Genomic DNA, 13704 nt, shown 5'->3' with positions numbered 1-13704 from the left:
CCAGCCCTCTGTGCAGGCCTGTCCGCAGCGTTTGACCCGATGGCGAGCTACTGCGTCGCGGCAGGTGGCTCAGTGCTCATCGTCGGCGGTTTTTGATCAGTGGGAATGCCCTGGTAGTGGCTGCGGAAACTACCGCTGTGGCAGGCTGCGAGCGTGGATAACAGCAAGGTCGTCAAAATCAGGCGGGTCATGGGATGTTTGGTCCAGAAGAAAAACTGATGCCGAGTCTACCCGGAAAGCACCTGCGATACCGCTAAACCAGACAACACTCCGGCAACGTTGTGCAATTCCTGACCTACTATGGAGAGTCACCCGTAATTTTCAAAGGAGGTTGTTATGAATGGTGACGATATTGCGGGCCTTGTTGGCCTTGGCATTGGCGTGCTGGCATTCATCGCCCTCTCGGTGTTCGAAATGAAGCTCTATAAACGGGAACACAACGGCGAAGGGATGGTGCATCACTGGTTCGCCACGCATCACCTGTCCGACTGGATACATCGCAAACACTAAGCGCGCGCCCAGCCGCCCTATTTGTATCAAGCTGCATCAATCGTTGGAGCATCCAGCCAGGCTTGTCCTGGCTGGCTTCGTAGTGAACGCTGTAGCTGCCCTCTTGTGTCCACAGAGAACCAAGCCAAGCTTGCCGCCCGTTCGGCTAGTCCGGCCAGTTCCACTAGTCCGGCTAAAGCACGCCCGGCGCATGACCCGCATGTCGATCCTTTAAAATCAGGCGCTTGTTCCAGTCTGTTTTTTCAGGATGTACCCAATGGATTTTTCCCTTCTCCCTGACCCGCCGTTCGATCATCCTGACTCCACCCCATTGCTCGCATGCGCCGACGCTCAGTACGCCTCGGGCCAGATCAGCGAAGCCATCCAGTTGTACGAACACGTCCTGGCACAGCAGCCCGGCCACCCTGATGTGCTGCATCGGCTAGGCCTGGCCAGCCTTGACGCGCAACAACCTGAACAAGCCCGCCATTATCTGGACCTCGCGCTCAGTGCCGCACCTGCTCGCACCCGGATCTGGGAACAACGCGTTCAGCTTGAAGCCATCGCTGAACGGCACGCGGCAACCCAGGCGCTAGGCCAACTGGCACTAGATGTGGTGGGCAGCACAGCCATCCTGCATCAGACTCTCGGCGACAGCTTCAGGTACACCGACCAGCTCGAGCAGGCGCAGCAGCACTATCGCCAGGCGCTTGAACTCGATGCCAGCTTGTACCCGGCCGCCTTCGGCCTGGGAACGGTCCATGCCGCGCTCCAGCAGCCAGATCAGGCAGCACCCTACTTTGAATCCGTCTGGCAAGCCGAGCCATCTCATCTGCCAGCGGGCCTCGCATGGCTATCGGCGCTCACCGCACTGAATAAACCCGTTAGTGGGTTAATCGCCGCCATATGCCAGCGTTTTGCTACGGATGCCCCAGCGCTCCAGCAACTCGCGTTTAGGCTCAACCATTTGCAGCACTTCAACGAAGCACTCAGCGTGAGCCAGCAAGGGCTCGCCCTTGACCCGGAAAACGGCTGGCTACATCACAACGCCTGTTACGCACAGAATCTGCTAGGCCTGTTCGACGCCGCGCGGCTGAGCAGCGCCGCCGCCGCAAGGCTCTTGCCCACGGACCCACCCGCGCAGTTCAACCTGGCTATCACACAGTTACGTCATGGTGACTTCGCACAAGGCTGGAAGCAGTACATCTGGCATGAACGTCTGTCCGAAAACCATGACCTCGCCCGTCCGGCATGGCCCGAATGGCAAGGAGAGGCCGTTGCAGGCTGCCGTTTTTTACTGGTCGGTGAGCAAGGCCTGGGCGACCAGTTGCAATTTCTACGCACCGCCATCTGGTTACGACAGCAAGGCGCGCAAGCGGATGTCTGGATCAGCAGCCCATTGGTTGAACTAGCCAGTTACGCGGAAGGTGTCCACGCCGCCTGGAAGTATCGGCCGCCTGGCCCCTACGATTACTGGTGCCGCATCACCCGCATGCCCGAGCACATGCAACTGGATCTCGCCATGCTGGCAACGATGCCGCCCTACCTGAAAGCGCCCGTTGAGCAAATCGAGCGCTGGCAGCAAAAACTCTCGGTGATCGCCCCTGCCGCACCCGGCACCAAACGCGTTGGTCTGGTCTGGGCGGGTAACCCCGACTATGAACTCGATCGTTATCGTTCGATCCCCCTGCCCCTGCTGGCACCGATTCTCGCGCTCCCCGGCGTGACGTGGTGCGCGGTACAGAAAGACGCCACCGAACAGGCCTTCGCTGACTTGCCCGCCAGCGCGCACATGCCGCTACTCGGGCCACATATCGAGACCTTCGACGACACCCTGGCGCTGCTCCAAAGCGTTGATCTGCTGCTGACCATCGACAGCGCCGTCGCGCACCTGGCGGGCGCATCCGGACGGCCGGTGTGGATCATGTTGCCGACCTGCACCGACTGGCGCTGGATGACGGAGCGCAGTGATAGCCCGTGGTATCCATCAGCGCGGCTTTTTCGCCAGCGCGAACTGGGCGACTGGAGCACCGTGCTACAGGAAGTCGAGACCGCGCTGCAAGCATGGCTTGAGCCTACGGGTTCTTAACCGGCGCAAAATTTCCGCTGCCCCCCCTGACACCTTTCACCGCCGTCAATGACGGCCGCTAGCCTCGCTGAAAAAATAACTGCAAACGGTAGTTGACGCCTTCGTTTAGAACCAGCTATGATTCGTCTCTCTTCGGAGCGTAGCGCAGCCTGGTAGCGCATCTGATTTGGGATCAGAGGGTCGTAGGTTCGAATCCTATCGCTCCGACCAAAATTCCCAAGTAGTTCGACGGTTTGCGGATGGAAGATATCTCCACCGCAAACCGTTTTCACATCTGAAACTCCTTCTCCAAAAAAGCACATCGGCTTCGGTGTGTTTGTCTAGTTTCCCCTCATCTTCAGTTACCGATTTCGCGCCATTGGGAATGCACGAGAAGACTTCTCCGTGCCCAAGCCAGATGAAGCCGCGAATTCAGGCAGCCCATCAAGCTCCAGTACGACCTTTCCTGACCTGGCGTCTAAATGCAGGCGATCCTGCCAGCGGCCCCACCACCAGGCAACACAGCCGTTCGACGCGGGCTTCGTCATCAAGGTTATTCAAACGAGTCATCTATCGTTCGGTGCGCGGATGAAGAGACAGCGCCGCGAAATTCCGGCTCTACGAACGCCCGGCACGCCCTGACGGGCCATCCTTATCCAGGCAACACCTAAACAAACCGCGCCGCAAACGCGGCTTTTGCACAGCCACCGGATGTCTAGAGCTGGCGCACTAGCGTGTGCGGCGGTGGCCGGATCATGCCACCGCCGCCGTGAACCAAACTGAGCCGCCCCAATCTGGGGCGCTCTCATCGCAGGAATGAGATCGGCCAACAAGTGAAGGGCCTCGTCAGACAAGGCTACAGACCGATTTGAGGCAGATGGCCCCGTCGCTGGCTAGTTCAGGCAAGGGCCATGCCAGCCAAGCGTGGAACGTTTCATCGGCGGGCGTTACTTAGAAAATATCTGACGCGACTGACAAAATAAGCGGGTAGTTTTATAAATAAATTCAAGTAATGACTGAGAAAAACTCCATGAATGACGACGACACATCATTACTCTGGTAACACCGTCATGTCCCGCCAGGCATGAGCAACAAGTGCGATAGCACCAGGCATTGCAAATGCAGAGCTTGTAAATAATATCGAAATCAGCAGCGCAGGCACCGGCGTATGGCTGGGCCTATAGCCGGCGCAATTCATTATGCGCAAAGGCCAGGAAGAAAATAATAATCTTATTTAAAAAACAAACGACCATTACGCCCCGAATAAATTTTATTTATTATTTTTCCGGAAAATTCGCGCTACGTTGCTGCGCCAGCGTAAATCTCCCGATACCGCACCAGATTAAAATTTACTTAAACCATCCTCACGGATAAATTCATCTCAATCCACAATAGATACAACACCAATATGTCAAGAAAAATACAAAACAATCGTCATCCCAAAGCTAGCCCTAAAAAAACACCCCAATCCAATGAAACTTCCATTGGGGGAAAATCATGCTCCATTTCCACCCCTGACACAAACAAATCAAATAACAGCCAGGCACCATCGACTTACATCAAAGGAAAATCACCACAACAAATAGATGCAGCTTCATCTATTACTCCACCTTCGTGGAAAAAATTGACTGAAAGTCTTTTGGCCACCCCAGAAAAAAACGCGAAAGAAAACTCTGCTAAAATCAATAAATTCAAGACCGAGATTGAAACATTTAATTCAATCAAAGCACTTCATGAAAATCCCCCACACTCAAACTTCATCAAACAAAAAAACATCGAAGAAATAAATCAGGATCTTGCACTACAATTCAAAAAAAATCCTTTCATCTTTCTCAATACAATTGGCTTTTTAGATATAAAACTTGAAAGCAACAACCCCCAACCAGTCACGTACGATTACAATAAAATATTTTCATTTATTGAAATATATGCATTAAACATATGCCAAGCTTTTAGCCACCACCCCGGCCCAATCTCACTGAACATCAAAGAAATACGTCGTTTAATTTTCGAAAAATCAGGCATTTCTGAGATTTCCTCTGCAAAGACCGGTGAGCAAAATCTTCCAAAAATGGACATGGAAACGGCTAAAAATATAGCCGCCCAGCTAATAAAAGAAAATGTCGAGATTTTTCAAAAATATTTGCCTTATTTCGAAACTATCAATACCCTCTGGGCGTTTTTAAACGGCCCTTCATTATCCGCAACAAATGAGGCGGGAAATTTCAGCGATTACAGATATCCATTGCAAGCGTTTGACGGCTCACCCCTATACATCAAACTTGATGCTGATATTATAAATAGCGATTTACCTCGCCTGCTTGATCCAGCCACGACCAATCAAGAACGCCAGAAATTTTATCTCGACAGATTTTTTTACAAAAAATCTGAAGAATCACCCAATAATCATTCGGTTCTCTCCAAAATAAAATTTAATAAAAATGATTTCATGGGCATCGTGAATGGTTTTCCTTTAAAACAGGATGAAAAATCCTATCGCAGCCCATATGCCTGTTTGTTACCGGTCACCGGCCCCGGAACCGAAAATTTATCCAACGTGGCCGAGCCCTATACCGTGATTGACGGCAACGGCATTCTGTCCAGAATTAGGCCTGTCCCCGATGCTAAAGAAAATCCTCCGGCCGCCAATGCGGCACTTCGCTACCATGCCGTGATTGACGGCAACGGCATTATTTCCAAGATTAACCTCGACCCCAATGCTAAAGAAAACCCTCCAGCCGCCAATGTGGAGATTCGCTACCAGCCAGTGACGCTGGTAGAGAGCGGAGCGAAGCTTCTGCTGCCCTGCCTGTATGCGATAAAACATATCGCTCCAGGCTTCGAGCTGCATTTAGCTAAAAAATAGCCTGATAGATATTGCCAAAAATGGCAAATATGGCTCTCAGCTACGCGCAGCATTGCGCGTAGCTGATCACCGCCTGATCGGCATCGCCCGTCAGCCTTGCATTGGCACCAAATTTCAGTTTGATTTTTGTGCCCGGGTATAGTGAAGCAATTTCATTCCATTAAGCGCAGCTAACGCAAGCTGGAAAAACAGCCCGCGCTATTGTTGCTGCCTGCGCCATTCATTAGCACGGTTTGATGCCGAGAACATCATGTTTTAGATTAATTAAATATGGAATATGTTTTTATGCAAAGACAAAACCCAGCTATTTCCCAGCGTCGCGCGAGAAAAACACTACGGCGGATTTTTACTTTATTGATGACTGGCAATACGGCAATCGGCTCTTTCAAGCCTTGATACGAGTTCGTGGAACCAGCCGTCATTTGCATGGTGAAGTCACCGGATAAACCCCCATCCGCCCTAAACGATCGCCTCAATCCGCCCGAAAAAAAACCGCCCCGGGTTTCCCCAGAGCGGCTTGTCAGCGCCAGCAGCACGATCACCGCCTGCGGCTACACCACGTTCATCGCCAGCGCGCTTTCGCGGTAATGCTCGCTCGCTTTCGCGGCATCGCCCAGTTGTTCATGCAGTTTTGCCAGCGCACGGTGTGAGCGGATTTTCAGCGGCTCGTTATCAGCCAGCTTGAGCGCCGCTTCCAGAAACGACTGCGACTTGCCCCATAGCTGCTGGTGCAGGCACAACCGCCCTAGCGCAAACAGCAAATCAGCGTCGTCGGGATGCGTCTTCTTCCACCCTTCCGCTTTCTGGATCAGCGGCAACGCGTCGCCGCCCGCTGTCTCTGGATAGCGTCGCAGCAAGCGTGCGTCCCAGTTATGCGCCAATGCCTCTTCGACAATCTTGCGGGCCTCCTGCGGCCGGTTCAGCGCGATCAGTAGCTCCGCTGCCAGATCGGCCAGACGCGGTGAATGCCTTTCAACCGCGGACAGCGAATGCCATAGCTCAAGCAGCGCTTGCGCGTTGTGGCGGCGCTCACGCAGCAGATTTTCCGCCGCCAGTTGACGCAGGCGCACAGCCACGGCCGGATGGATCGCTTCGCGCTTTTCCAGCAAGCGCACCAGCTTCAGCACCTCGGCCCAATGCTTGAGTTGCTGCTGTGCGCGCAGCGCGATCTGCTGCGCGTGAATCCGTTTGCCGCCTTGCCCCGACTGAATCTCGCCCAGTGCCGCCAGCGCGCCATCTGCATCATGCGCATCCGCACGCATGTCGGCCATCGCCATCAAACGTGCTTCCTGCCAGTCGGCTGCATCAATCCCGGCGAGCCATTCGTCACGGCGGCCGTACTCGTGCATTTGCTGCGTGGCATTCGCGGCGATCAGGCCAGCCGCGCCTTTATTGCCCGCATCGGCCAGCGCCTCGCGGGCGGATTTTTCAGCGCGGGAAAAGCGCCCCGCATACAGGTTGTTGATCGCCTCGCGCAACGCTGCATGCGCTTTGGCCACGCGCGCGCGCGCGCGGTAGGCCGCTACCCGCCGTGGCATGCCCCAGATGTTGCGCACGATCCGCAGCAGCATGTAGAGCACGATGAACAGCACGACCAGCCCCACCACGAACAGGTTCATCGAAAGATCAACCCGGTACGGTGGGTAGATCAGCAGCACCTGCCCCATATCGAAGCGTCCAAGCGTCGCCAGCGCAACCGCGACGGCAAACAGAAGCGCCAGCCAGATAAGTCCGCGGATTGTCATGATTAACCCCGGCTGCGGTATTGATGCAGCGCTTGCAAGCTGCTGTCGAGGTTCGGCACGTCAACCGCTGCGGAACCCGCCTGCACTTGCTGTACGAGGTCGCGCACCGTTTGGGTCGGCTTGGCCGCGCTATCGAAATAACGCGCCAGGGCGGCATCGGCGGCCTGAAGATCGGATTTGAGCGTCACGGAATTACGCGCCAGCAGTTCGAGCCGGGCGGACAGCAGGCGCAGCTTGAGGTTTTCACGCACGAAATAACCTTGATCGGGGGCCACTAGCATCGCATCTGCATGGTCGATGCGGCGCACTTGCACGAGGCTCTTCAGTTGCTGCCCCACGCCGGTGTAAAACTCTTGCCACCACACTTTCCAGCGCGGCAGACCGGTCGCGGCCGCGACCCTGGCGGTGTCGGCGGGCGTCGCGGCATGCGGCGTGGCGTGGCCAACCGGTGCTTCACCGCTCAGCGGCAATGTGTCAACCAGCGCCACGGCGTTGTCGAGCTTGATCGCCAGGCCCGACAGATCCGTACTAGGTGCGGCCTTGAGCTTTTCGATGTCTTGCGCGATGGCGCGGCGCACGGCCAGCACCTGCGCGCCGTCCGAGGCTGCCAGGCGGGTGTCCGCGCTTTGCAGCGCGAACAGCGCGAGTTGCACGTTGCCGGTGAGTTGCAGCTGCTCGCTCGCGCTGGAAAGAATCTGCCCGACCTCGGCCAGCATCCAGTCATCGCGGTTGTGCGCGAGATCAGCATATTGCTGCTGCAACGCTTGCTGCGCGCTTTGCGCATCCGCCAGCCGTCCGCCGATTTGCGCCATCTGCGTATCAACCTGATGCACGCTCGCCAGCGCCTGATCAGTCTTGATGCGCAGCTCGGTGGTTTGCGCGTCGTTGCTTTGCTGGCGCTGGGTCAGTTGCTGATCGAGGCGAATCACTTTGCGGTTCAGCGCGATACCGCCTGCTGTCGCAGCGCAAGTCACCACGATGAGCGCCAGCCATAGCAGCAGCGAGCCTTGACGGCGCGGGCGTGGTTCAGTGGCAGATGGTGGCGGGCTGGGAGAGCGTGGGGGGCTGGCGTTACTGGCAGGGCTGGAGGGGCTGGCCGCTGTGGCGGCAACCGGAGAAGCCGGTTGGGGTGAAGCGTTTGGGGAAGTGGTCGAGTCAGTCATGCGTGCGTATGCCGGGTTGGACGTTACCGGTTGAACAACGGAAGTCGCTAGAGAAAGCAGCGCGCGAGCAATACGTTCATCGCCCGCGCCAGACTGCGTAATGCTATCAAAACCCAATCCACGCGCGGTATCGGCAATGCGCGGATGAGGTGTGACGAAATGCGCGCGCTGCAAGGCCGCGCGCTCGCCGGTGCTTAAGTGGGTCTGCGCGAGTTCATGCAGGTTGCGCACGCCTTCGGAGCTCGTCAGCACCCAGGCGTGCGGTGCGCCTGCCAGCAGCGTGTGAACTTGCTCCCAGGCGTCAATTGAGGGCTCCGGCACCAGGCGCCGGTAGGCCGCGACGATCTCGACTTGGGCACCTGCTGCGCTGAGCCGTTCGGCCAGCCATTCGCGTCCGCCATCACCGCGCACGATCAGCACGCGCTGGCCCGCAAACGCATCAGCACCGAACTCGGCCTCAAGCGCGGCAAACAGCGCCTCGGAGTCGAACCGTGCTTCGTCATCCTGCCCTTCCAGCGGCGGGCTCACCACGCGCCAGGCGGGTGCGGTGATGCCATGCTGCGCCAGCGCCGCTACGCTCCCCGGGCCAACCACGGCCAGCGGCAACGCGGCTGGCCAGATCGCATCGTGCTGCGCCAGCGCGTAATCAATCGCATTCGGTGAGACGAACACCACTAGCGCGTAACGCTCCAGTGCCGCCAGTGCGGCGCGCAAAGGCGCGCTGTCATCGGCTGGGGCAACGTCGATCAAGGGAAATTCCAGCGTGGCGACACCGGCCGCCTGCAGTTGCGCGGCAAGCGCGGCTGAGCGGCCGGCCGGCCGGGTCAGCACCGCCGTGAAACGCCGCGCTGGCCCATCGCCCTGCGCCACAGGCCCGCTATTGCGGGCCGTGGCGCTCATGCGCCACCCGCTGAGCCAGGTGTCGAGGGCGTAGAGGACGTCGAATCCAGCGTGGCATCCAGCGCTGACGGCACCGTCACCCCCAGCGCGCGCACGATTTCGAATGCGCCCTGGCGGGCCAAGTCAGCGGCGACCTCACGGCCTAGCTGGTCGGCCTGCGCCGCCTCTTTCACCACCGCAGAAGCGGCGGCGGACAGCACCCGCTGACCATCCGGCAACGCCACACTGCCACGCAGTTGCAGGCTCTCGCCTTGCCACTGCGCATACGCGGCCAGCGGCACTTCGCAACTGCCGCCCAACGCCCGCGACACCGCGCGTTCCGCCAGCACCGCCAGCGCGCTCGGCGCGTGATGCAGCGGCTGAAACCACGCCGCGAGATCCGTCCGCGCCGCATGAATTTCGATCCCTAGCGCGCCTTGAGCGGCCGCGGGCAAACTATCGTGCGGCTCAAGCAGGGTGCGAATTCGCCCAGCCAGCCCGAGCCGTTTCAGGCCTGCCGCCGCGAGGATGATGCCCGCGTAGTCGCCCCGGTCCAGCTTGGCCAGACGCGTATCCAGATTGCCGCGCAACGGTTGTACGACGAGATGGGGGTAGCGCGCCCGCAGCATGGCTTCACGGCGCAAGCTGGAGGTGCCCACGACGCTGCCCGCAGGCAACGCGGCCAGGTCAGGCCATAACGGCGAAACAAAGGCATCGCGCGGATCTTCGCGCAGCAAGATGGTGGGGAGCGCAAAACCAGGCGGCAACTCCATCGGCACATCCTTCAGTGAATGCACCGCCAGATCAGCCCGGCCATCGGCCAGCGCGTTTTCTAGCTCTTTGACGAAGAGCCCCTTGCCGCCGACCTTCGAAAGCGTGCGATCAAGAATCTGATCGCCACGCGTTGTCATGCCAAGAATCTGGATATCACAGGATGGATATAATTTGTGCAGTGCACACTTCACGTGTTCGGCCTGCCAGAGTGCCAGGCGGCTCTCTCTTGAGGCAATCACCAGCGTCTTGGGGGGTGCCAGTAGCGGCTCGACATTCATGGCGGGAAGCTCGATTTTGACGGGTGAAGGGTCGGCAATGTTAGCACGCGCTCGCGCCGCTCCTGGCTTGCCAGACAACCCCGTCAGCGCGATGCCGGAGCTGCCGCTGACGGGTATTTTTTGCTGCGCCCGGAAGCTTCGCTGCACCGCATCAGGCGGCCGCGAAACAACGAGAGACAACCCGAGACAACACAAAGCAACATCCAGTACCAGGCATTAGCTGAAAGCACCGTACCCCGTTCTACCGCATGCGCACGCATCAAGCCTTCGCTGTACCGCACACGCCTTACGCAGTCCGTCTGCACTTCGCGGCAGATAGGGCAGATATAAAAAAGCACCTGGTTTCACGTCTCACGTAACAGCAGTCCATCCATCAATCTGCTCTGGCTTTCCTGAGGAAATTCATCGTGACGTCTTCCCGACCGGCGCGCCCTGCCCGCCGTGCTGCCGCAGCGGCTCCTGCCGCCGCCCAACCCAGAACCCCCTCCTCCGCCCCCTTAGCGAAAACTACCGCCACCGCGCCTCAAGCCACTGCGGCAACTGCGGCCATCGCGCCCGCCACCAAAGTCACCTCCGCCCCCAGCCGTACCCGCGACGACAAAGACCAGCCGCTATTCCAGGACATCCGTTATCTCGGCCGTCTGCTAGGCGACGTGGTGCGTGAGCAAGAAGGCGATGCGGTTTATCAGGTTGTCGAAACGATCCGCCAGACTGCGGTGCGCTTTCGCCGCGAAGACGATAGCGCCGCCGCGCTCACGCTCGAAAAAAAGCTGCGCTCGCTGAGCCCGGAGCAGACCGTCAGCGTGGTACGAGCCTTCAGCTATTTCTCGCATCTGGCAAACATCGCCGAAGATCGTCATCGCAACCGCCGTCACCGGATTCACGCGCTGGCCGGTTCTGCCTCGCAGCCGGGCACCATCGGCTATGCGCTGGAGCGTCTGCAGCATGCCAGCGGAGCCTCCGCAGCCACCCCTGCCGCGCTGAAAAAATTCTTCGATGCCGCGCTGATCGTACCGGTGCTAACCGCGCATCCGACCGAAGTCCAGCGCAAAAGCATTCTTGATGCGCAGCACGATATCGCGCGCCTGCTAGCCGAACGCGACCAGCCCCTCACCGCCACTGAGCGCGCTCATAACGAAACCATGCTGCGAGCCCGCGTCACCTCGCTCTGGCAAACCCGCATGCTGCGCGATGCGCGTCTCACGGTCGACGATGAAATCGAAAACGCGCTGTCGTATTACCGCGTGACGTTTCTCGCTGAAATCCCCGCGCTCTATGCGGGCATCGAAACCACCCTGGCGCAGCACGAACAGCACGGGCCGCACGGGCAACACGGCCCAGCCACCCGGCTGCCGCCGTTTCTGCAGATGGGTAGCTGGATCGGCGGCGACCGCGACGGCAATCCGAACGTCAGCGCCGCCACGCTCAAGCTCGCCATCACACGCCAGGCGACGGTGATCTTCGAACACTATCTGGCGCAGGTGCACAAGCTCGGCGCGGAACTCTCGGTATCGAACCTGCTGGCAGGTGCCAGCAGCGCGCTCAAGGCGCTCGCGGAGGCCTCGCCCGACACCTCGCCGCACCGTGTCGACGAGCCATACCGGCGCGCGCTGATTGGGGTCTATGCCCGCCTCGCTGCCAGCGCCCGCGAGCGCCTCGGAGCCAGCGCAATCGTCACGCTCGGCGTGCCGCATGCGGCCGAACCCTACGCCGATGCCAACGCATTCGCCAACGATCTGCAAGTGCTGGTTGATTCGCTCGCCGCGCATCATGGTGCGTCTCTCGCCTCCCCGCGCCTCGCGCCGCTGGTGCGCGCCGCCGAAGTCTTCGGCTTCCATCTGGCCAGCATCGACTTGCGCCAAAGCTCGGATATCCACGAAGCCGTGATTGCTGAGCTGCTCCAGCGCGCCGGGGTCGAAAACGCCTATGCCGCGCTCGATGAAGCCAGCAAGCAGCGCCTGCTGCTGGCCGAGCTGGCGCAGGCGCGGCCATTGCGCTCGCCCTACGCCAGCTATTCGGCGCTGGCGCAAAGCGAGCTGGGCATCCTTGAAGAGGCGCGTCTGACACGCGCGCAGTTTGGCGAACGGGCGGTGCGCAACTACATCATTTCGCATACCGAAACCGTGAGCGACCTGCTCGAAGTGATGCTGCTGCAAAAAGAAACCGGGCTCCTGCAAGGCCGCCTCGGCAACCCGCACGACCCGGCGCGCACTGGCCTGATGGTGATTCCGCTCTTCGAAACGATCCCTGACTTGCGCAACTCGCAACGCATCATGGGCGAACTAATGGCGCTGCCCGGTATGAAAGCCTTGATCGAAGCCCAGGGCAGCGAACAGGAAGTGATGCTGGGCTATTCGGATAGCAACAAGGACGGCGGCTTTCTCACCTCGAACTGGGAGTTGTATCGCGCCGAACTCGCGCTGGTGTCGCTGTTTAAGCGGCATGGCGTCACGCTCCGGCTGTTTCATGGCCGGGGCGGCACCGTCGGACGCGGCGGTGGTCCGACCTGGCAGGCGATCTTGTCGCAGCCGCCAGGCACCGTCGATGGCCAGATCCGCCTGACCGAGCAAGGCGAAGTGATTGCCAGCAAATTCGGCAACCCGGAGATTGGCCGGCGCAACCTCGAAACCGTGGTCGCAGCAACGCTCGAAGCCTCGCTGCTGCCGCGCGACAACACGCCCGCGCAACTGCCCGCCTTCGAAGCCACCATGCAGCAGTTGTCGGATAGCGCGATGGCAGCCTACCGCGCGCTGGTGTACGACACCCCTGGGTTCACCGATTACTTTTTCGCCGCCACGCCCATCGTGGAGATCGCTGAGCTGAACATCGGCAGCCGTCCCGCCTCACGCAAGCTGCAAGACCCGAAGCAGCGCCGCATCGAAGATCTGCGGGCGATTCCATGGGGCTTTTCGTGGGGCCAGTGCCGTTTGCTGTTGACGGGCTGGTATGGCTTTGGCAGCGCCATCGCAGCGCATCTGGAAAGCGCCCCCGACGCCGCCAGCCGGGCAAAACGCCTGGCGCAACTAAAAAAGATGCACAAGACCTGGCCGTTTTTCTCGAACCTGCTTTCGAACATGGATATGGTGCTGGCCAAAACCGATCTGGCCGTGGCCTCGCGCTACGCCCAACTGGTTCCGGACAAAAAGCTGCGGCAGCACGTGTTTGGCCGCATCGTCGCGGAATGGGAGCGCACCTCGCAGGCGCTCTCTGACATCACCGGTAAAAACGAGCGGCTGGCCGATAACCCATTGCTGGCACGTTCGATCAAAAACCGCTTTCCGTATCTCGATCCGCTGAATCACCTGCAAGTGGAACTGCTCAAACGCCACCGTGCGGGAGAACGTAACCCACGGTTAGAGCGCGGTATTCATCTGACGATCAACGGCATCGCGGCGGGCTTGCGCAACACGGGCTAACCGGGCTAATAGCCACAGCACCATAA

Annotated in this window: 9 protein-coding genes and 1 tRNA gene; 5 read left to right on the top strand and 5 right to left on the bottom strand. The window is 59.1% G+C overall.

Going from position 1 to position 13704, the window contains the following annotated elements:
- Positions 1-47: 47 nt before the first annotated feature.
- Entirely contained in the window at positions 48-191 is a 144-nt protein-coding gene (locus tag GH656_RS17745; protein ID WP_174769699.1) for a hypothetical protein, read from the bottom strand.
- Positions 192-336: 145 nt separating this feature from the next.
- Here GH656_RS17745 and GH656_RS17740 point away from each other — a divergent pair, with 145 nt between their 5' ends.
- The 4 genes from GH656_RS17740 to GH656_RS05155 all read left to right on the top strand — a co-directional run bounded on the left by GH656_RS17740 (position 337) and on the right by GH656_RS05155 (position 5423).
- Entirely contained in the window at positions 337-510 is a 174-nt protein-coding gene (locus GH656_RS17740) for a hypothetical protein (protein ID WP_174769698.1), read from the top strand.
- A 256-nt stretch (positions 511-766) separates the two neighbouring features.
- A complete protein-coding gene (locus GH656_RS05165; RefSeq protein WP_153074892.1) occupies positions 767-2578 on the top strand; it encodes a tetratricopeptide repeat protein in 1812 nt (603 codons plus the stop codon).
- Positions 2579-2711: 133 nt separating this feature from the next.
- Positions 2712-2788: transfer RNA gene (locus GH656_RS05160), tRNA-Pro, on the top strand.
- Positions 2789-3965: 1177 nt separating this feature from the next.
- Positions 3966-5423 (top strand): hypothetical protein, encoded by a 1458-nt coding sequence (locus tag GH656_RS05155; protein ID WP_153074891.1) that lies wholly within the window; start codon positions 3966-3968, stop codon positions 5421-5423.
- A 260-nt stretch (positions 5424-5683) separates the two neighbouring features.
- Here GH656_RS05155 and GH656_RS05150 read toward each other — a convergent pair whose 3' ends face one another.
- From GH656_RS05150 to hemC, 4 genes are read right to left on the bottom strand one after another with little or no spacing between them, the layout of a single operon-like run.
- Positions 5684-5959 carry a hypothetical protein gene (locus tag GH656_RS05150; RefSeq protein ID WP_153074890.1) on the bottom strand — a complete coding sequence of 92 codons (276 nt, stop codon included), beginning with the start codon at positions 5957-5959 and terminating at the stop codon, positions 5684-5686.
- 15 nt (positions 5960-5974) lie between these two features.
- A complete protein-coding gene (locus GH656_RS05145; protein ID WP_153074889.1) occupies positions 5975-7168 on the bottom strand; it encodes a heme biosynthesis protein HemY in 1194 nt (397 codons plus the stop codon).
- A gap of 2 nt (positions 7169-7170) precedes the next feature.
- Positions 7171-9231, bottom strand: a complete 2061-nt coding sequence (gene hemDX, locus GH656_RS05140) for a fused uroporphyrinogen-III synthase HemD/membrane protein HemX (RefSeq protein WP_153074888.1) — start codon at positions 9229-9231, stop codon at positions 7171-7173.
- Complete coding sequence (hemC, locus tag GH656_RS05135) at positions 9228-10262, bottom strand: hydroxymethylbilane synthase (protein ID WP_153076565.1); 1035 nt, start codon at positions 10260-10262, stop codon at positions 9228-9230. The genes hemDX and hemC overlap by 4 nt, the downstream gene beginning before the upstream one ends.
- 407 nt (positions 10263-10669) lie before the next feature.
- On the opposite strand from hemC, the gene ppc reads away from it, so the two are divergent.
- Positions 10670-13678 carry a phosphoenolpyruvate carboxylase gene (gene ppc, locus GH656_RS05130; RefSeq protein ID WP_246184209.1) on the top strand — a complete coding sequence of 1003 codons (3009 nt, stop codon included), beginning with the start codon at positions 10670-10672 and terminating at the stop codon, positions 13676-13678.
- Positions 13679-13704 lie beyond the last annotated feature (26 nt).

Origin of the sequence: Paraburkholderia bonniea (genome assembly GCF_009455625.1) — a bacterium.
Classification (GTDB): domain Bacteria; phylum Pseudomonadota; class Gammaproteobacteria; order Burkholderiales; family Burkholderiaceae; genus Paraburkholderia; species Paraburkholderia bonniea.
Note: the sequence above shows the minus strand (reverse complement) of the source record. Positions and strands in the feature narration are given on the sequence as shown.